General features: G+C 65.3%; 16 protein-coding genes and 2 pseudogenes. 9 read left to right on the plus strand and 9 right to left on the minus strand.

The genetic code is table 11. The features are described from left to right. Window positions 1-86: 86 nt before the first annotated feature. On the minus strand, window positions 87-656 hold the full coding sequence (locus tag U5640_RS19975; RefSeq protein WP_340377127.1) for a 2OG-Fe(II) oxygenase: 570 nt from the start codon (window positions 654-656) through the stop codon (window positions 87-89). Between the two features lie 586 nt (window positions 657-1,242). Between U5640_RS19975 and U5640_RS19980 the strand changes: the two genes are divergently transcribed. After that, window positions 1,243-2,412 (plus strand): hypothetical protein, encoded by a 1,170-nt coding sequence (locus U5640_RS19980; RefSeq protein WP_340377128.1) that lies wholly within the window; start codon window positions 1,243-1,245, stop codon window positions 2,410-2,412. A gap of 7 nt (window positions 2,413-2,419) precedes the next feature. On the opposite strand, the gene U5640_RS19985 is transcribed toward U5640_RS19980, so the two are convergent. Next, window positions 2,420-3,472: a hypothetical protein gene (locus U5640_RS19985; RefSeq protein ID WP_340377129.1), complete on the minus strand. Its 1,053-nt coding sequence runs from the start codon at window positions 3,470-3,472 to the stop codon at window positions 2,420-2,422. 1,007 nt (window positions 3,473-4,479) lie between these two features. Here U5640_RS19985 and U5640_RS19990 point away from each other — a divergent pair. After that, window positions 4,480-4,710, plus strand: a complete 231-nt coding sequence (locus U5640_RS19990) for an antitoxin (protein WP_340377130.1) — start codon at window positions 4,480-4,482, stop codon at window positions 4,708-4,710. After that, complete coding sequence (locus U5640_RS19995; protein ID WP_340377131.1) at window positions 4,707-5,129, plus strand: type II toxin-antitoxin system VapC family toxin; 423 nt, start codon at window positions 4,707-4,709, stop codon at window positions 5,127-5,129. Before U5640_RS19990 ends, U5640_RS19995 begins: the two co-directional genes overlap by 4 nt. Here the strand turns inward: U5640_RS19995 and U5640_RS20000 are convergent. Together U5640_RS20000 and U5640_RS20005 are read right to left on the minus strand one after the other, a co-directional pair. Next, window positions 5,053-5,487: a transposase gene (locus tag U5640_RS20000; protein WP_340385225.1), complete on the minus strand. Its 435-nt coding sequence runs from the start codon at window positions 5,485-5,487 to the stop codon at window positions 5,053-5,055. The genes U5640_RS19995 and U5640_RS20000 overlap by 77 nt on opposite strands. Then, complete coding sequence (locus U5640_RS20005) at window positions 5,429-5,662, minus strand: hypothetical protein (protein WP_340377132.1); 234 nt, start codon at window positions 5,660-5,662, stop codon at window positions 5,429-5,431. Before U5640_RS20005 ends, U5640_RS20000 begins: the two co-directional genes overlap by 59 nt. Before the next feature lie 21 nt (window positions 5,663-5,683). On the opposite strand from U5640_RS20005, the gene U5640_RS20010 reads away from it, so the two are divergent. Beyond that, the gene (locus tag U5640_RS20010) at window positions 5,684-6,469 is read left to right on the plus strand and encodes an SIR2 family protein (RefSeq protein WP_340377133.1); all 786 of its coding nucleotides are present in this window, start codon (window positions 5,684-5,686) and stop codon (window positions 6,467-6,469) included. Between the two features lie 66 nt (window positions 6,470-6,535). Then, on the plus strand, window positions 6,536-7,306 hold the full coding sequence (locus U5640_RS20015) for a hypothetical protein (protein ID WP_340377134.1): 771 nt from the start codon (window positions 6,536-6,538) through the stop codon (window positions 7,304-7,306). Here U5640_RS20015 and U5640_RS20020 read toward each other — a convergent pair. From U5640_RS20020 to U5640_RS20030, 3 genes are all read right to left on the minus strand, one after another. Further along, window positions 7,274-8,554, minus strand: coding sequence for a radical SAM protein (locus U5640_RS20020; protein ID WP_340377135.1), 1,281 nt, complete (start codon window positions 8,552-8,554; stop codon window positions 7,274-7,276). The two genes, U5640_RS20015 and U5640_RS20020, sit on opposite strands and share 33 nt — an antisense overlap. A 204-nt stretch (window positions 8,555-8,758) precedes the next feature. Then, entirely contained in the window at window positions 8,759-9,772 is a 1,014-nt protein-coding gene (locus U5640_RS20025; RefSeq protein WP_340377136.1) for a queuosine salvage family protein, read from the minus strand. Window positions 9,773-9,821: 49 nt separating this feature from the next. Beyond that, window positions 9,822-12,866 (minus strand): SUMF1/EgtB/PvdO family nonheme iron enzyme, encoded by a 3,045-nt coding sequence (locus U5640_RS20030; RefSeq protein ID WP_340377137.1) that lies wholly within the window; start codon window positions 12,864-12,866, stop codon window positions 9,822-9,824. A gap of 1,503 nt (window positions 12,867-14,369) precedes the next feature. Between U5640_RS20030 and U5640_RS20035 the strand changes: the two genes are divergently transcribed. Then, window positions 14,370-14,666, plus strand: a complete 297-nt coding sequence (locus tag U5640_RS20035) for a transposase family protein (protein ID WP_340377138.1) — start codon at window positions 14,370-14,372, stop codon at window positions 14,664-14,666. 235 nt (window positions 14,667-14,901) lie between these two features. Further along, the gene (locus U5640_RS20040; protein WP_340377139.1) at window positions 14,902-15,918 is read left to right on the plus strand and encodes a transposase; all 1,017 of its coding nucleotides are present in this window, start codon (window positions 14,902-14,904) and stop codon (window positions 15,916-15,918) included. An 86-nt stretch (window positions 15,919-16,004) separates the two neighbouring features. On the opposite strand, the pseudogene U5640_RS20045 reads toward U5640_RS20040, so the two are convergent. Then, window positions 16,005-16,109: pseudogene (locus U5640_RS20045) on the minus strand (IS5/IS1182 family transposase); the annotation flags it as partial. Between the two features lie 1,309 nt (window positions 16,110-17,418). Here U5640_RS20045 and U5640_RS20050 point away from each other — a divergent pair. After that, window positions 17,419-18,251: pseudogene (locus U5640_RS20050) on the plus strand (IS5 family transposase). Window positions 18,252-18,255: 4 nt separating this feature from the next. Continuing rightward, window positions 18,256-18,591, plus strand: coding sequence for a hypothetical protein (locus tag U5640_RS20055; RefSeq protein ID WP_340377140.1), 336 nt, complete (start codon window positions 18,256-18,258; stop codon window positions 18,589-18,591). Window positions 18,592-18,982: 391 nt separating this feature from the next. On the opposite strand, the gene U5640_RS20060 is transcribed toward U5640_RS20055, so the two are convergent. Beyond that, window positions 18,983-19,606, minus strand: a complete 624-nt coding sequence (locus U5640_RS20060) for an SUKH-4 family immunity protein (protein WP_340377141.1) — start codon at window positions 19,604-19,606, stop codon at window positions 18,983-18,985. Window positions 19,607-19,650 lie beyond the last annotated feature (44 nt).

Below are 19,650 nucleotides of genomic sequence, written 5' to 3' on the forward strand. Positions count from 1 at the left end.
CTCGTGGTCGTGAACCCGCAACGAGATCGGCTCGCCACCGGTGCCGTCCGGACCGGTCCACCAGCCGAGGGTGATCTCGTCGTCGATCAGGTCCTGGAGGACGTAGTCCCCGTCCTCGCCGGCGTCACCGTCGTCGCCCTCATCGCCGTCGTCGTCCGCATCCTCGTCGTACCCGTAGTCGTCCCAGGGATCGTCCCCGTCGGGATAGGCATCCCAGGCCCGGCCTGCCCTGCAGCGGCGCGCAGCAGAGCGGCGCGCCCTGCGTCGGCGCCTTTGAGCCGCTCCCAGCTCAGGCCCCGCTGGGTGTACTCGTGATCGAGCAGATACCGAGCCGGTTCGGCGGATCCAACTCGCAGCTGCCGTAACGCGACTTGGCGGGCGAGCCGGCCGAAGTGCCGGCCCGGACTGTGTGCCAGCTCCGCCAACGGTCCGGACACCTGCGCCGAACTCCCCGGCTCGGCGAGCAGGTTGAAGGTGAGCGTCACCCGATACCCGGTTCGGACCGGAGTGACCTGGTGCCGGCAGTCGGCATAGAAGGCGACGAGGGTCAGATCCGTCTTCGAGCCGCGGTAGGCACACTCCTGCCCGGCGTGCTCGACGACCAGCTCTCCCCCCGTGTGCGCCGAAGGCAGGGAGAGCACCTGCGTGCCCACCATGGCGTCGTCCTTCTCCGAATCCTGGTGCGGAAGGAAGAACTGGCCCTTGCCGTACAAGCATCGCGTGCGGCTCAGCCCGCAGCCGGGTCGCCGACGGGAGACCGAGAGCGTCCCGGAAATGCTCCAGCGCGCCACTCAGCAGCGACGACCAGGAAGGTCCGGCAAGGCTGAGCTGATCCGGCAGGATCTGCCAGTGTCACGCACGCTGGTGTCGCTCAGCGTCTGTTCGCCCCGCCCGAACAACGCCGGCCGTGCCACCGAGATCAGCCGCTTCACCTGGGGCGCCCGCAGCGGAAGGCTCACGGGCCCGACCCCGGCCACCCCAAGGCCCAGGCCGGCCACCGGCGCCTCCAGCCGGGCGCTGGGCCCCGGTCGCCTTCGCCCCGCCGAGCAGCCCAGCCAGCAGTTCCCCCGGTGCCGCCACCACACGCCTGCCCTCCGACCCCTGCGGGCCCGTCGTTCTCGGCTCGATCCTACGAACCCGACGGCACCGCCAGGACCGTAACCGTGGAGGCGCCCCGAACGCGGGGTCACCATCCAGGTCCCGTGAAATGAGCCGCAGCGCCTGTCGGTAGCGTGCACGGCCGTGAGCGAGTACCAGTACTACGAGTTTCAGGCCGTCGACCGCCCCTTGACCAAGGACGAGCTCGAAGGGGTGCGGGCGCTGTCGAGCCGGGCCCGGATCAGCGCGACGCACTTCGTCAACGAGTACCACTACGGCAACTTCCGCGGCGATGAGCGCAAACTGATCGAGCAGCTGTACGACGCCCACCTGTACCTCGCCAACTCGGGCTCACGGCGCCTGATGCTGCGCCTGCCCACCACGCTGCTGCCCGCCCGCAGCGCCGAACCGTACTGCGCGGAAGACACCTTGACCTGCTGGACCAGGAAAGGGCACCTGCTGCTCGACTTCTCCTACGAGGCCGATGACGGCGGCGAGTGGGACTTCGAGACCTCCTTCACCCTCGCCTCCTTCACCACATTGCGTACCGAACTCGCCGCGGGCGACCTGCGCCCCCTCTATCTGGCCTGGCTCTCCGCGCTCACCCGCTGGGAACTGGAGGAGGACGTCGACGAGGACGAGTACACCTCCACCGTCGAGCCGCCCGTACCCGCAGGCCTTGCCCGACTCACCGGCCCGCAGCAGGCCTTGGCCGACTTCCTTCACGTCGACCCGCATCTGCTCACCGCGGCTGCACGCGCCAGCAGTGCCGCCCCTTCCCAGGCAGTCGACAAGGACGCGCTCGCCGCCTGGATCCGCGCCCTGCCACCACGCGAGAAGGACACCATGCTGCTGGATGCAGCCCTGGGCACCGCCCCACAGCCGGGCCCCACTCTGCTGGCCCGCCACCGCGCCGCGTCCCGTGGTACGGCCGAACCGTCCACCGCTGCCCGGCGCCGCTCAGCCGCGGAGCTCCTCGACGCCGCCCACGAGGTGCGCAGCGAGCACACACGGCAGCAGGAGCAGGCCCGCGCCCAGGCCCGCCGGGCCGAACAGCGGTCTCGCGAGAGCCACCTGGACCGCCTGGCCGAGAACACCGAGCAGGCCTGGCAGGACATCGCCCGCCTGATCGGGCAGAAGCAGCCCGGCCCCTACGACGCCGCCGTCACCCTTCTGAAGGATCTCCGCGAGGTCCACGACCGGGCGGGCACCTCCGAGGAGTTCGCGCGGCGCCTGCACGACCTGCGCGAACAGCACCGCGGCAAGTCCTCGCTGATGCGGCGCTTCACCGACGCCGGCCTGACAGCCCGCTGAGGCGCGCTCAGATGTGGTCGCGGGGTCCCTCGGCCAGGAGGCGGAGCGCGGCGAGGGCGGCCGAGCGACCAGTCGCGGACAGGGAGATCAGGGCGTCGATGGACCGTTCCGGCTCGAGGTAGCCGAGTTCGCGACCGGTGTGCCAGAACCGCCACAGCAGCCGCTCGGTGTCCTTCGCCTCCATCCCGGTGCCGTCGCCGTGGGCGAAGCCGGCATCGAGCACCGGATGTACGGCATCGCGCAGGTCCTCGCGGAGCCGGGGCCCCGCCCACAGTGCGCACAGGGCGGACTCGGCCACCTGCCGCTCAGCCGCGATGGTGCCGGGCCAGGCCAGCGCGGCCGTGTGCTGGCGCAGCTGGTGGTCCGTCAGTTGAGCGCGGCCGGCAGCCGAGAGCTTGAGCGCACGAAGGCGCTTGGTCACCAGTCGGTGGGTGCGGGCGAGTTCGTGCAGGTCGGCCAGCTGGAACAGGTCCGCCTCCGAGCGCGGCCCCTTGCCGATCGGGTACCAGTGCGGATAGCGGGCGAACGCGGCAGCCGCCAGTTCCCGCGGCAGGTAGCCAGCCTGGGTCAGGGTGACGCCGTCACCGATCTGCTCCAGCAGCCACCGCAGCGGCTCAGCCGTGTCCACCGGCGCCGCGGCCGACTCCTCCAGGGCAGGAAGGACGGCTGCGAGCAAGGCGCGGCGCTCAGTCGGGGGAGCCGCGGCCCACAACTCTCGCCGTTCGCGGCGGACGGCCTCCAGCGGGGCGCGGCCCTCGAACACGGGCTGCGCAGTGGCCAGCCAGTGCTGGACGAACCGTCGGCGCGCGGCCGGGAACGTACGCGCGTCCGGGTCGAGCTCGCCCTCGTCCAGGGCCTTCTCCAGTCGATCTTCGAGATTCGGTACGTCCGGCGGGGTCGTGGGCGAGGCGGCCGCGGCCTTGCGGTAAGCCGCGAAGCCCGCCTCCTCGGAGCGCTGCCAGGCCGCCAGCACCTGGGCGGTGGTCGCGCTCGTGCACACCGCGGCGGCCCGAACGCGGCCGACTCCGTTCAGCAGGTCGGCCAGGACGGCGACAGCCAACCCAGCACCTCCGCCGCACTCCGGCCTACCTGCCGATCCTCCCACGAATGGGGGTCCCGTCCGTGGGCGACGCTGCGGCAGGAACCCCACCAAGGACGTCGCCCCTCAGCAGCCCGGGTTTCCCCCAGCCTGTCGGAACAGCACAAGCCCTACGCCGCCGACCACCATTCCCAAGGCACCCGAATCCCTCGCCTCCCCCCAGGAGCGGCGAGGCGACTCTGACGAGCCGTCACGCACGCTTGTCCACCAACTGTCCACCGGAGCATTTGCCTGCCTGGCCAACCGAAGGGTTCAATGCACCTAAACCGCAGGTCAAAGCCTTGTCACGGCTCGTTGACAACAGGGAGTGAACCTGCGACCCACGCATTGCGATGCACAGACCGCAAGTGTCCGATCTACCCGAATACCAAGGTCAATCAAAAGAAAAAACCCCAGGTCATCGGCTTGACCTGGGGTTCACTATGGAGCCGCCTTCGGGATTCGAACCCGAGACCTACGCATTACGAGACCATGAGCGTTCGTGTTGTCTGGTGCCTCGTCGTGCTGTGTGATGACGTTTTTCCTGATCAGAACACGTGCAACAGGTTGCCCCGTGCCACCCCGTGATGCACCGCCCAAAGGCGTCTGTCCACCGGCTGTCCACCGGTGAGGTCCCGTCGGGCCCGCGAGCGAGATTGGAGCAGTGATGCAACGACACGGTCGACCGCCCGGCGGGACAAGCGGAGGCCACTGTTGAACCTCTACAAGCCATCCAACCATTGGGCACCTCCACGGGCGCACCCCTGGGGCACACCTCACTCTAACCGCCACCCACCTGCATGATCCGGGCGCGAACGGTCTTACGCCGGGGCTTGCCGTCGCCATGGTGGATCAGCCCCGGTCGCCGCTGTCGAGTCGGTGACGGGCACAGCACCGCGTCCGCATCCTCGAAACCGGGCCGGTACCACTTGCAGCATGATCAGCCCCTCACGCCTGCACATTGCCTGCACTGCTGCTAAAATGAAGGCATGACGGCGATCACGATCCGGGATGTCCCGGAGGACACAGTCAACGCCCTGAAGGTCCGCGCCGCACAGGCGGGCAAGTCGCTTCAGGCCTACGCCCTGGACCTTCTCTCCCGGGAAGCCGCCAAGCCCACCCCGGCGGAGATGGCCACCCGCCTGGAGCGCGAAACGCGCACCGAACTCAGCACAACCGACATCCTCGACGCCATCGAGGACGGGCGGAACCGACGTTGATCGTCATTGACTGCTCCAGCCTCGTGCACTTCCTCCTCGACCACGGCAAGACCGGCACTGCGATCCGTGAACGGGCGGGCCGCGTCGACAGCCTCGCAGCGCCCGGCCTGCTGGACTACGAGATCACCTCGGCCGTCTTCGGGCTGGCCCGCGGCCGACGAGACAGCAAGCCGAAGATCACGGAGAAGGAAGCCCAGAAGGCGATCACCGACTACCAGGCCCTCGCCCTCGACCTGCACCCCACGCTGGTCCTATGGCAGCGCGTACGCGAACTCTCGAACAACCTCTCCGTCTACGACGCGCACTACGTAGCCCTCGCCGAGAGCCTCGGTGTCCCACTGATCACAAGCGACGCCAGAATCGAGCGCAGCGGAGCAGCACGCTGCACGATCGAGACCTTCGAGGCACCCAGCACCTGATCCCAGCAGCGCCACCGCTCACGGTTCCACAACCCGCGCCCCTGTCAGGTTCTGGCGCTCCCCCAGTTCGCTCGTTGAGGACGTAGTGGACGTGTCGACCGCTGAAGAATACGCGCGCGATGTGGGACTGGCCTTGTCGACTGCGGAAGAACCGGCGTTTCTCGGCGGCGAGTTCGGCCTGGCTCCTGGCCCCGTGGGTGTGCGGCGGGCTGCCTTTGAGGTCAGCGTTGACCAGTTCGTCCTGGTTCAGCGCGGGTGAGTACCAGGGCAGGAAGTGCAGCTCGACCTGGTCCTTGTCGTCAGCGGGCCAGTCCCGGACGGCCTTCGAGCGGTGGGTCGAGTGCCGGTCGACGACCAGGCGGGCCTTCCGGTCGAAGTACCCGGTGAGCCGGGCGAAAGCGGCACATAACCTGCGCGTCGAACGACTCGATGAAGACCATGAAGCGCATCCGGCCGCGGGTGCTGATCGCGGACATCGCGTTCACCGAAAAACGGTTCCCAGTGGGGTGGACGATGTCCTGACGGGCTGTCATGAGCGACGGTATCCTGCGTTGGTGGCCGAACCGATCCCTGTTGAATTGATCGACGCCGTACGTAACGAAGACGCTGTCCTGTTCTGTGGGGCCGGCTTGTCCGTGTCTCAGGGACTGCCTGCAGCCGGTGCCCTCGCCCAAAGCATTGCCGCTCGAATGAAAGATTTCGACGGCGATCCCAGGAATCTCACCCAGGTGGCCACCGCCTACGCGGCGCTCAGGGGCCGGCACGCCCTGATCTCGTTCGTGGTGGAGTCACTCTTGCGCCAGCCCTGGCGCCCCGGCCCGGCGCACGCCGACTTCGCCGCACTCCCTTTCCACGCCTTCGTCACGACGAATTGGGACACCCTTGTGGAGGGAGCGCTGCAGGCGGCTCAGCGCCGACACCAAGTCGTCGTGACGGACAGCGATGTACCTTTCCTCACGAGGGCAGCGGTCCCCGTGGTGAAGATCCACGGCGAACTCGCCAGGCCGGAAACGCTTGTCATCACCGACCGGGACTATTTCGACCTCTTCTCGCTCCGGCTCTCATTGACTCGCCTGTTGGACCACTACTTCAGCACGAAGACACTGGTGTTCGTCGGATTCGCACTCGCGGACCCGGACTTCAAGCAGCTGTTCCACGCGTGCACACAGCGTTTCGGCCCGCTGCGTCGCCACGCTTACGCCGTCCAGCTCGGGCCGGCTTCAGCCGATCGTCACATCTGGCAGGCCGAACAGGTTGAGGTGATCGACGCGGACGCCAGGGACTTCGCCGCGGACTTGGTGCGTGCAGTGGCATTGCCGCAGTCCTCCGGTACCGCGTAAGGGATCTCCATCAGTCCGTCTTCCGGCACGACGCCACAGTCCGCACGCACAAGGGCAGGTGACCAGTTGCGGGACGCTCTGCGCAGGATCGGCCGGGACATCGTCGCACGGCGTAATGTCGACGCGTACGTCGTGTCGGCCGCGGCTCTGGGCTTCGCCGTCGTGGACTTGATCAGCGATACCGTATCCGACAGGATGCGTTGGACCCTGCTGCTCGCCGGCATATCTCTTCTAGTCTTCCGCATCACTCTTCCGGCGCAGCGAGCCGGAGGGCGCGACTTCCTGTACGACCGGCAGCACCTCGCCGAAGTACCGCTCAGTGAGCGGATCGAGCGTGCCCACACGCTGTGGGTACTCGCTCCGTCGGCGGTGAATCTGCTCGGTCCGGAGACTGTCTCGGCTCTTCGTACCGGGATGCTTTCCAAGCGCGGCTCTGTTGTCAGGATCCTGGTCCTCGATCCCGACCAGGAGCAGGCCGTACAGATCGCAGAACAGCAACTGGACAGCAGCCTGCGCTTCCCGATCCAGTCGCTGCGACCTTCCATACGCACGACGCTCGAAAGGCTGCAGCTTATGGCAGGCTGGCACGTGCCCGGCAGTCTGGAATGGCGCCTGCTCGACCTCAGTCCCGGGTTCAGCCTTGTCGCGATAGATCCAGGCGAGCGTCATGGCGTGCTCATCCTCGAGATCCACGGCTACCACGGCGACAGCATCTCATCGCGGATGCACCTCGAACTGCGCCGAGAGGACGATCCGCGTTGGCACGACTACTGGGCCGATCAGTTCGAAACCCTGTGGAACGCGTCAGCCGGACGTATGGGCACCCCGCCTCCGTGACACCGACGCGGCACGCCAGGCTGCCGGGGGTTTACGTGGCATCGCGCCCGGATGCAGATAGCTCGAGACGGCATTGGTCAGGAGAAGGCTGTCGGCGGACAGGGCCAGGCCCTCGCTGCGACGTTCGAGAACTCCGAGATCCGTCAAGCGGTTCAGTTTGGAAGCGAGTTCCTCGAGTTCGACCGCCGATGTCGCGGTCGGCGGCGGCACCGGGGTGCCGCTCCGCAACCCGCAGATGATCCGCCGCATCTCGAGCTCGACGGTTGAGAGCCGAGTCACGAGGTTCAGGGCCCGGTCCACCTCGCCCCAGTGCGGGGACCGCTGTGCGAGAAGCGCCCGGTAGCCTGCCACGTCGCGCTCCCGCTGAACAAGACCGTCGGGGAGGAACGAATAGCTACCTGAGCCGAAGCCCAAGTGCCGGAAGGACTCGTACCGGTGCCGCGTCCATCGGTGGAGATCCTCGGCCCCGCGCACGAAGGCGGTGCCGTATCCAGCGATGTAGCCGAAGTCGTACAGGGCGCTCTGCACGGTCCATAGCTCCTGCAGGAGGTCGTCCGCCGGCGGCAGCGTATGCAGTGCCGTTCGGCTGATCGGGATGTTCTCGACAGCCCACAGCTGATAGATGCTGACACTCGGCACACGCATCCCCTGAGCCCGGAGAGCGCTTACGGCGGACACGATGTCGCGTCCCTCCTCACGAGGGCCTTCGGGTCCTCGCGGGTAGCCGACGAGGAAGTCGACGTTGTAGGTGGCCACCTCCTGGTCGACCGCGGCGACCAGGGCCTGTATCGCGGAGACAGTCGCCGCGGTCCGTCCCATACGGCTCAGGACAGCATCACTCCAGGCCTCCACACCCACGCTGGCCCTGGTGACGGGAAGTTGGCGCCGTGAGGTTAGGGTCCGGAAGAACGCGGCCCACCCGTGGAAGTCGCGCCCCTGCTCAGGGGCGCACTCGATCGTCACCTCCACGTCGGTGCTGTAGGGCAGCCGCAGGGCTGCGGCGATCCCGTCCAGCAACTGGTTGAGCTCGTCGGCAGAGAGCATGGTGGGCGTGCCGCCACCCAGGTACAGAGCCCGGAGGGGCGGCACGCACCCCACGTCGCCGAACAGTCGTAACTCCTGGCTCAGAGCCTGGAGATAACTGGACGCCATGTCTTCGTTCTGAGCCGTCTGACGGTGAAGACTGCAAAAGTTGCAGTTCATACGGCAGAACGGGAAATGCACGTACATCGAGAAGTCCGGCCACATGGCGGCCTCCGCGATGTCGAACCCTCCGCGGGAACTGCGATCCAGAGCTACATAGGGTGGTGGGTAGGTGTAGGTAAAGCTGTGAGATTCCGGCGATATTCCCGGTAAGAGATCGCTGACCTTACTTCGTTCCCACATAGTGACCCCCGAGTTGCCAGTCCGGTCGGTGGATCGTACTCAGAACAGACGGCGTGGACCGCCCCGTCAGTAGTTCTCCGTCGCCACGATCGGCTCCCAATAGGCGCGCGTCTCGGCCTTGACGCTTCCCGGGCACCACCCCTCAAACACACACCGGGTGCTGTCCGCCATGTCGAGGTAGGAGCCGAACGAGTCGTTCTCGGCCTTACGGCTCACGCACATGGGTTCGTGCCGGCAGCAACTGCGGGCGTGGGCCCATAGCAGTACGTCGAAGTCAAACATGGGCATGTTCGCGAGACCGGGCAGTTTGCTACAGACGTCCAGCGAGATTCGGCGGATTTCCGTCTCCAGTTCCGGCTCGACCGGCAACTGCGCGCGCAACCGCTGGGCCGTCCGGGGGTCGTCGATCTCGATACAACCCGTGCGGAGCAGAACACGCATACGGTGATAGTCGATCATGGGCTGAATGGAGTCCTGATCCCGGATCGTCCACCGCTTCGAGAAGTGCACGGTCATGAGGAACGCGCTGCTCTTCTTCTGCAACGGGTCCTGGAATGCAGACAGCTGCTCCAGGAGCGCGTAAGCACCGGTTAGACCTCCGGCCCGCTGATCGGCGCGGCCGAGAAGGTTGGTAACGCTGCCGTCGAACGTCCGCAGCAGTTCCTCGGCCGTCGTGCGGAGGATGGCTGCGCGACGGTCGAGATCAGTGAGGTTGACCTGGGTCTCGGCACTGTGTGAGGTGAGGAGTCGCAGGAGGTCGGCGGCCGTGAAGGCAGACATGTTCTGCGGCGAGAGGACGGAGGCGTCGGCAGCCGCCTGTGCGCTGAACGCACGGAGCAGGAAGTCCCACCCCTTGAAACGGTGCTCTCCGAATACGCCTGTCAGTCCGCCCTTCGTCGCGTGGCACACCGCGGCCGTCCAGAGGTAGGCGCGGAAGGCCTCCTCGTCGGGGACCGGTACCACCGGTGTCATCTGAGCCGCGAAGTCCGCTGCGAGAGGAAGGGAGCCGAGGCTCTTGGCCAGTTGCTCGACCCTGCTGTTTACCACGGTGACGATGACCTGCTGTGCTGTCTCCTGCACTAAATTCTCCTCTTCGGACTGATACAGGGGTTCGGACTGATACAGAGGTTCAGGATGCGTCGGCCACTGTGTACGCCATGCGGAAGCCGACGTATTCGTTGCGCGTCCCGGGAGACAGCGAATACTTGTTGCTGACGACGCTCGTACCTTCCGCGGAACCCGCCCAGGAGCCGCCTCTGGCGCACTTGTGCTGGCCCGTCGGGGGGCCTTGCGGATCCACGACCTCTGTCGGGTCATGGCCGGGAGCCCACCAGTCGGACACCCAGTCGAACGTGTTGCCACACATGTCGGCCACTCCGCAGGGGCTGTCACCACTTGCCGGCGTGTACTGCCCGATCGGGGTCGTACTCCCAGGCCCGCCCACTCGGCTGTTGCCCTTGGCGGGGTCGAAGGTGTTACCCCATGACCAGTACGACTGCGTACCTTTGAGGGGATCCCAACCGGCCGCCTTCTCCCATTCGGCGGCGGTGGGAAGTCGGGTGGGCAGGCCAGCTTCCGCGGCGAACCACGCGCAGTACTCCGTCGCGTCCCACCATGACACCTGGACCACTGGGTGCTCCATGAGCCGGTACGGCGGCTCACCGCCCTCCCAGTGGTCGGGTGCACGGTGACCGGTGGCTCGGACGAACGCCCGGTACTCGTAATTGGTCACCGGATACCGCTGGATGGCGAACGCCGAGACCGTCACCCGGTGGCACGGTTGGGAGTGTTCGAAACGAAGATCATCCGTGCCAAACAGGAAATCGCCCCCGGGCACGTCGACGAAGACGGGTTCGTCGCCTCCAGCATGCCGGGGTGTCTCCCCGAACATGGCACGTCGGGCAACACGCCGAACCGCGGGGTATTCGCTCAGCAAAGCCAGTTCGAGAAGGGCAGTCTTACGGGCATTGGGACTGCCGACAGCCCAGTTCAGCACTGCGAGACGGACCGGCGGACTCTCCGTGCCCAGCATCCGGGTGCACTCGGCCCATACGTCGACGCCGCACTGTTCCGCCTTCGCGGTCCACCATGTGACGCCACTGTCGTAGTGATACGCGGCATGGAGCGCGAACAACGCCTCGGATGGACTGAACTCCAGTTCTTCCCTGTGCCGTTCCACCAATTCCCATTGCGGACGGCTGGGCAGGATCTTCACCTGCCGCCAGTCGACCGTCGATTGCTGCAATAACTGCCGGACATACTTGAGCTCGATGTCGCGAGGCTCGATCCAGCCCCAGACCTTGGCAGCCAGCACATCGTGCGCCAGCTCAAATACTTCTTCTCCACGGCCCTGCACGGACCGAATGACGCGCGCCTGCATGAGGTCGTGCAGTACCCGCTGGAGTATGTCGTCCGAGACATCCAGACGCCTGGTGATGACATCGCGGGCGATTTCCTTGGTGGACATGACATTCTTCGTTCGATCAGCCGAGACCATGCATTGCAGCACACCTTTGGCAACCGGCAGGAGTTCCGCTGCTAGAACGTCCAATGTGTGGTCCAGGTAACGGGCGAGGATGGCATCCGTGCCACCCAATGTGCCGTAGAGCTCCGCCTTGACCGAGCTGGAGCCAGGAGGGATCTCTCGCTGGAGGGTGTGTCCGATGATCTGCAGCTGACATGGATCGATGCCATCGTCGTCCAAATCTTCCATGAGTCGTGCGACGAGCTCCGGATCGATCTCGATGCCGATTTCTTGGAAGATCTTTTTCAATACATCGCCCACCTGGCCTCGGCTGAGACGGCGTACGACGAAGTGGCTGCGCAGGATCTTATCCAAAGGGGGGCTTAGCTCCAGCAGGTGGTGCAGGAAGTCATCCCGGATCACAAAAGCCAAGCGAATATCCAGAGAGGCGTCCCTAAGACATGCATACAACTGCTCGGCAAAGTCACGCCTGGCCCCCGGACCGACACGAAGGAAGAATTCCTCAAACTGGTCGATCGTGACCACCAGAGGCCTTTTACGCGTGTATGAGGAAAGCGCAGTCCGGAGATCCTCCGATGCCCATCCTTCTCCGCCCTCTTTCAAGCGAAGCGCATTTAGAATCTCCTTGGTGGGATGATCCAACGCCCGGATGGTGCAGGTGTCGTAACCCTTCGCATGAAGCCTGGGAATGAGACCGGCATTGACAAGAGAAGTTTTTCCCACACCCGAAGGCCCTACAATCACCGTCAGAGGGTTCGTGGCGATGATCGTCGCCAGGCTTTCCGCCTCGTCGTCTCGACCGAAGTAGATCTTGGATTCCTGCTCGGTGTAGTAGTCGAGAAACTTGAAGGGGCGCAAGCTGTGCACGTTTTGCGGCGCAACTGCAGCAATAGAACGTCCCGCCGGATCACTAGCGTCTACTAATTGCTCCAGCATCGCGCACAACGGTCCCGAGACCACTTCATATCCGCGACTCTCCCAGACCCGAGCGATGACCCTCTCATCATCAGCTATCTCTTCCGTGAGAATATATCGTCGGCGAGAATGAGTAGAGGACATCTGGAGAAGTGTGTGCAGGGCTTCCAGAAACGGGTCGCCAAGACCGTACGCGATAAATACCAGCGTCTTCGTGAGTAGGATACCTCGGACCATGAGTTCCAGCTGATCGATCGATGTCGACAGGCGCATCAGCCGGTCACTGCTCAACGCGACGCTCTCAGGCTGCGAGAGACAGCCCGCCAGTTTGATCAGCCAGGGCTGTCGCTCCTGGGACGTGTACCAGGTCGCGATCGGATCGATGATGACCGTGGACGTCGCATTACCGATGCGACGCAAGGCCGTCTCCGCATTGAGTGACACGCTGGTGGTGATCAGCGCTTGCGATGCCAAGCGAACAGCTAGCAGCAATTCATTGGGAATGACGGGATCCGGCGCACCCATCTGCTGCCTGAGCAACGCAATCAGCGCGTGCCGACCACGCAATGCCTCGTACTGGGAGACCAAAATAGGTAAATCCTTGGCGGGGCGGATACCGCCCACTGGAAGATTAAGCTTCGCCCCCAGCAATAAGGCAAGTTGATCGCCTGAAGCGGCTCCCTCGGGAGGCCCGGGATTGAGCGCATCACCAAGGACGGGGACCACATCGGCCACAGCGGCGGCTTCGAGTAACTCTCTTGGCACATCGACCATATCTCCGACCGCTCTTCCCCTGGGTTCAACTGCCGGTACGCTAGCAGCAATGCCAGAGCGCGTCAGGAGTATCGGAAGGCACCGAGGCGGAATTCAGACGTGTCCATGCTGATCAAGACCTCACGCAGGGCTTCAGCGCAGATCGATGTCGTCCGTTTTGACCACGTGAGGACGAGAAGGACGAGGGGCCGGGTTTGGTCTCGGGCCGCCCGTCGGAGGCCTGAGGCGATGTTGCGGCACCGGTCAGGCTGAGAGTTCACAGGGCCTCGACGGCCCAGGGCTGCCCAACTGCCGCCGAGAGTCCGACAGTTACGTGATTGCGGCGCACCCCGCCGGCTCGGCTACAGGCGAGCGGTGAACTTCCTGTCAGGGCGTTTGCGCAGCCAGTCGCGGTCCGCGAGCTTGACCCACTTCGCCCGCAGCGGCTCCAGCTTCCCGCGCACCACTTCCAAGGCCAACTCCTTCCTACCGCCCGCACCTGCACCGGGCCTGCGGAGGCCCGCACGATCGACAGGATCCGGCGATAGTCGCGAGTCAGCGCAGACTCGTCCGGCACTCGTCACGGTACGGAATCAGCAGCACCGCATGTTCCGCCATCTACGGCTTGACCGAAGCTTCCGCTACGGTGCCCTCCCCTGGGCCAGATCCTGCTCAGCAAGCCGCCGCAGGACACAGCTCGGCGATCAGCAGCTTCTTCCGCTCCGCCTGGATCTCCTGGGGCCGCTTCTGAGATCTTCCCCCTCGAGGTGACGTCATGGTGGTGTTCAGGTGAGACCGGTCTCGGCAATAAGGCCGTCGCACCGGTGCAGGGACTGGTGCTGGGTGCCGGCTGCTCGAGGCCGGCGAACCATCACGTGCTCGGTCACCTGGCACTAGCACTCGCCGAACGCCTCGACACGTTGATCGACTTCGACGGCCTGCTGAGCTATCCCGCCCCACGTGACGACACGGGCGATGAGGCCTCTCTGGACCAGGCGAGAGCACTGGTTGCCTCCCTCCCGGGAAGAGTTGCGGAGGTCTCGTACGACACCGGGGGCGGTGGGCGGTGGTTTCGGCACGTCCGTGACGTGAAGTTCCTGGCGGCTTGGCTGCAGCATCCGGGTTTCCACCTGGTCAAGTAGCGCCCGCCACTCGCTCGGCGACGGTCGGGTCAGGTCGTTATGTTTCGCAGCCATAGGATCGGCGACGCGATGACCCACCGGCCCGGCAGTGCGCGGCGGGCTTGTCGAACCGGGCCGCGACGACCCGGAACTGCTTCAACCGCGAGAAACACCGCTCGACGACATTTTGCGACCTCGATATGCCTCGGGGTCGAACACTGGGTGCCGCGCCTTGCGCGCCCTGGCGAACGCGGTTGGCGACTTGGTTGTCGGCGTGCTTTGAACCGTGGTTCTGGATCACTTTCCGTGCCGGAGCCACGGAGGGTCACCACAACCGCGATCATGAACGGCCGTGGGTGATTGGCTTCTCCAGGACCTGTGGTTCCACCAGGTCGAAGGCGTAATGATTGAAAACGCAGTGGTCGAAGGCGAGTTGGTGGTCGTGCGGGCCCGCGCATCGGCGGAGCGGGCCGCGTGTTCCGCCTGCGGGACGGTGTCGGGCCGGGTGCACAGCCGATACGTACGCCGCCTCGCCGACACTGCTGTCGCCGGGCGTCCCGTGGTGATCGAGTTACAGGTCCGGCGGTTCCGCTGCCGCGACCGCGCCTGCCGGCAGGCCACGTTCGCCGAGCAGGTCGACGGACTCACGTTCCGGCACGGAGGCGAAGCACCGGGCTGCAGACGGTGCTGCAACAGGTAGCGGTGATGCTGGCGGACCGGGCCGGCGCCCGCCTGGCTAACACGCTCGCGGTCCGGGCGAGCCGGTCGACGCTCCTGCGGCTGATACGCCGCCTGCCCGAGCCCGACGTGCACACGCCGCGGGTGCTCGGGGTCGACGAGTTCGCCCTGCGCAAGGGACACAACTACGGCACGGTCCTGGTGGACATCGACACGCGCCGTCCCATCGATCTGCTGCCCGACCGGCCACGGCGACGGTGGCCGCCTGGCTCGCCGACCACCCCGGCGTCGAGGCGATCTGCCGTGACCGGTCCACCGCATACGCCGAGGCCGGACGACTCGGCGCCCCGGACGCGGTCCACGTCGCGGACCGGTGGCACATCTGGAAAAACCTGGCTGAGGCCGTCGAGAAGACGGTCATCCAGCACCGCGCCCTACTGCGCGAGCCGGAGAACACTGCCCCGGTCCGCGCCGCCGAGCCCCTGGAGAGCCCGGAGCCTGCACTGCCTTCCCCGGATGAACCACGACAGTCGGGCCGTCTGTCCGACCGGGTGCGCGAGCAGCACGCGGCCGTCCACGCCCTGCTGGAGGAGGGGCTCGGGCTGCGGCCGATCGCCCGCCAGCTGGGCCTGGCCCGCAACACCGTCCGCCGCCTCGCCCATGCGGCCACCGCGGACGAGCTCCTGGTCGGACGCTGGACCGGCCGGACCAGCATCCTCGACCCCTACAAGCCCTTCCTGCATCAGCGGTGGGCGGAGGGCTGCACCGTCGCTCGCCGCCTGTTCGAGGAGGTCCCTGAGCGCGGCTACCCGGGCGGCGAGAGCGTGGTGAAAAGGTACGTCCAACGGCTCCGCGAAGCATTCCCGCACGACGATCCGCCCCGCAAAACGCCGTCCGTGCGCGACGTGACCAGCTGGATCACCCGCCGCCCCGACGACGACCAAGCCCAGCAGCTCAAGCACATTCTCGCCCGCTGCCCCGCCCTCGACCGAACCGCCGAACACGTCCGCGCCTTCGCCGAGTTGATGAACGACCGCCGGGGCCGCGACCTCGGTCAATGGACGGAACGAGTGCAGACCGACGACGTGCCCGCCCTGCACGGCTTCGTCACCGGCCTCGGCCAGGACCTCGACGCTGTCGTCGCCGGGCTCAGTCTGAGCTACAGCTCCGGCGCCGTCGAGGGCCACAACAACAAGATCAAGATGATCAAGCGGCAGATGATCGGGCGGGCCAACTTCGACCTGCTCCGCAAGCGGGTCCTCCTCGCTGCGTGAGGCCGTTCATGATCGCGGTTGTGGTGACCCTCCGTGGCTCCGGCACGGAAAGTGATCCAGAACCCAGGTCCAGAGACCGCCGACACTTGGTCGCGGCGCTCGGGGATGGTCGCCTTGATGTGCCGGCTCCACCGCAGGAGGCGAATCTTCCGGGACGAATAGGCCTTGTCCGCCACGACACGGTCGGGTCTGGTGCATGGGCTGTTTCAAAGTCCCAGTGGTAGTAGTGGGACTTTTGAAACAGCCCTGGCTCTGCAAGGCGGTCTCGGCGGCCCCTGAAGCGTGCGGCGGCTGTCGCGCGGCCCAGCCAACTGTCGACGGCCCGTCAGGGCCGTCGGCGTGTGGTGCACAGCAGGGTTCACCGCCCGCACGCAGTGAGTGACGGGGTCACTCGGTAAAAGTGACACTGAGGTAGGTGCGGTAGTTGATTGGCACTCGCCCGTGTCCACCGGAAGACCGACGGTGCTGCCGCCGAGCCGATGAAGCAACAGCCATGAACCCTCCTCTCGGACATTGGCATGCCCGCGAAGGAGTACAAGGATCCCGACCAGTGACGTAACCGACGACCGTGCCTGTCGGTCCCGTTCTCGCCGTCATCAGGACGTGTGCCTCCGGCCCGCAGCGGCGGGCGGATGCCCTCGCACTGGCCCCTCGGACGGATCCCAAGCCGACACCGGTGCCCCACGGCCTCTCCTCACGGCCAACCATCGCCAGGACCGAGCCGAACATGAGAACTGTCCGGACCGGACAGTCCCGACGACGCTTCCCGTCCCATCGAAGACTGGTGGATCTCACCCATCGCTCCAGGAACAGCAAGGGCGCTGATGGAGTGTCACGCACGCCCGTCCACCGGTTGTCTACCGGGACCCCGTTGCGCCAACATGATCCATCCTTCAGGGTAAGGAAAAGACCAGGTCAGAGCGTTAGGGCGTCGATCTCGTCACAGAAACCAAACCTCTGACCTACGCATTACGATACGCAAGCGAGCAGTGCCCGATTAGCCCGAATCCCAAGGTCAACGAAAACAAGAAACCCCAGGTCAGAGGCCTAACCTGGGGTCCACCATGGAGCCGCCTTCGGGATTCGAACCCGAGACCTACGCATTACGAGACCATGAGCGGTCCTGTTGCGTAGTGCCTCGTCGTACTGACCAGTGACATTTTTCCTGATCAGAGCACGTGCAACAGGTTGACCCATGCCACCCCGTGATGCCCCGTCCAAAGGCGTCTGTCCACCGGCTGTCCACCGCCAGATCTACCTGCCCAGCCCGATCCCGCTGTCCATCGCTCCTCACGAGGTCCCTGGCGGAGGCCGGAGTCTGGCACACGCAACGTCTGCCCGGTTCCCACGAGCCGAGAACGCGAGCCAGAAGCCGGGCCCTGCGGATACACCCCCCATTCCACTTACAACGGCTAACACAATGAGGTGGATCGCTCCTGGCTGCCGTGTCCAGGGCGGAAGTTGAGCGTTCTGTCCGCTGTGGGGACGTCACCGTGGATCATGTCGGATGAGCTGTGGGATCTCCTGGAGCCGTTGCTGCCGCAGCGTGAGCGCAGGTTCCGGCATCCGGGCCGCAAGCCGTTGCCGGACAGAGACGTAATGTGCGGGATCTTGTACGTGCTGCACACCGGAATCCAGTGGGAGTACCTGCCCCAGGACCTCGGCTTCGGTTCGGGCATGACGTGCTGGCGACGGCTGCGGGACTGGAACGAGGCTGGCGTGTGGCAGCGGCTGCACGAGGTTTTGTTGGCTGAGCTGAACGCGGCCTCCCGGCTGGACTGGTCCCGCTGTGTGGTCGACTCCTCCCACGTCAGAGCGCTAAAAGGGGGATACACACGGGCCCCTCGCCGGTCGACCGAGGCCGGGCCGGCTCGAAACACCATCTGATCACCGACGGGCACGGCACCCCGCTCGCGGTCCTGCTGACCGGCGGCAACCGCAACGACGTCACCCAACTCCTGCCCTTGCTCGACGCGATCCCGCCGGTCCGCGGCAGGGTCGGCCGTCCCCGCCGCAAGCCGGACTCCCTGTTCGCCGACCGCGGCTACGACCACGACATCTACCGCGACCAGGTCCGCGACCGCGGCATCGTGCCCGCGATCGCCCGCCGCGGCACCCTGCATGGCACAGGACTGGGCACCTACCGGTGGGTGGTCGAGCGTACCTTCGCCTGGCTCCATGGCTTCCGACGCCTTCGCATCCGGTGGGAACGCAGAGCCGACATCCACGAAGCGTTCCTCAAACTCGCCTGCTGCCTCATCACCCACCGACGGATGCTCTTCTTGACCCGCCCGCCAGTCAGCCGTTCCGTGAGCAGAGCTCCGGCAGACTAGGCATGTGATCCGCAGCGACCTTGACTTCGCGCTCGCCCTGGACGACAGCCCCTCCGCACGAGCCGCCCTCCTTGCGCTTCGGGCCGGCGCAGGCTTCAAGCTGTTGTCCGAAGGGCATCAGGCCGCCTCCGCCCAGCAGTTATGGGACATCTGGGCCTTCCGGCACCAGGCGATGCTCGACACCGGTGTCACCCCGCGACCGGGACTGGCCGAAGCCGTTGGCAAGCTCCACGCTGCGGGAACTTCCCTCGTCCACCTGGCAAAGGTCACCAGCTCACAGCGGCGCTTCGTCATCTTCCTTGCAGAGGACCTCACGCACTGCATCGCCTGCATGGGCTGACAGACGACCTCATTGTGTTAGCCGTTGTTAGCCTGGAATCCCTCGAGGAGAGCCTCAGCCGTATCGGCCACTTCCTCAATCCCCTGAGCGACCCTCCTCGTTTCGTCGTACGAGGCCCACAACCGGTAGGAGCGTCTGGTCGTTCGTCGACACAGTTTCTCCCGCGTTTCTATCGAAACAATCCCTCGCAAGGCAAAGAACGCCATGAGAAAAAGAAGGGAAAAGAGTTCACAAATGATCATTGGTGTGCAACTTGACAAGAACTTCGCGATGTCCTTCCCATCTCTCGTCATCAAGGATGAATCTCCCACTGAGTCTCGACCGGATTACCGTCTTCGTATCCTTGTTTCCAGTTCGGCTCGTCGACATCGATCCTTCACTTCGCGCCTCCCTACCACGACTGAATGAACCCACGCCAGATGGACTGTTCAGCCGACCCCACTCGCGGATCAAGCCTGATGGCGAATTCAAGAAAGTCATCGAGCAAGTCGTACTGCTCGATGTCGAACCGTAGGGCCTGTACCTCTTTCCACGTCCAGTACCAACGCCATGACGTCTCGACGAAATGAGCAACCGACGAGTTGACGAAAGAATTTGGAAGTTCCTCGTCAGGCGGGAATGCCCAGACCTCGCCGACGTCCACCAGGGCACCTATTTCTTGTCCAGCGAAAAGGCCGAGCCCGTAGAAACTTTGACTTCGCCTCTCGAGTTCCGGCGAGCTACCCTCCTGAAAGTTGGGAATAAGGCGACACTCCTCAATCAGGGGAATTCCCCAGCGCATCAGAGAATGCTTGTCGACCTCGGCCAGATTCCAGCTACCAATATCCCCGTTGTGCGCGACGATTTGATCATCATCCACAATAAGGAGACTGAGCGGCCTGGAGAGAAAATCGGCCAAAGCTTCGCGATGTCCACTCATTACAGCATCCACCCTCACCTTGTACGCTAACCAGTGCTGCCTTCCATCGGGAGCAGCCGAACCGGCCACGTTGATCATCGCCGTCTCCGCGAGCACGACTGCGCTTCTTCGGGACACCGGCAGACGGTCCCCCCAATCCC

Source organism: Streptomyces sp. SS7, from assembly GCF_037993025.1.
GTDB lineage: Bacteria > Actinomycetota > Actinomycetes > Streptomycetales > Streptomycetaceae > Streptomyces.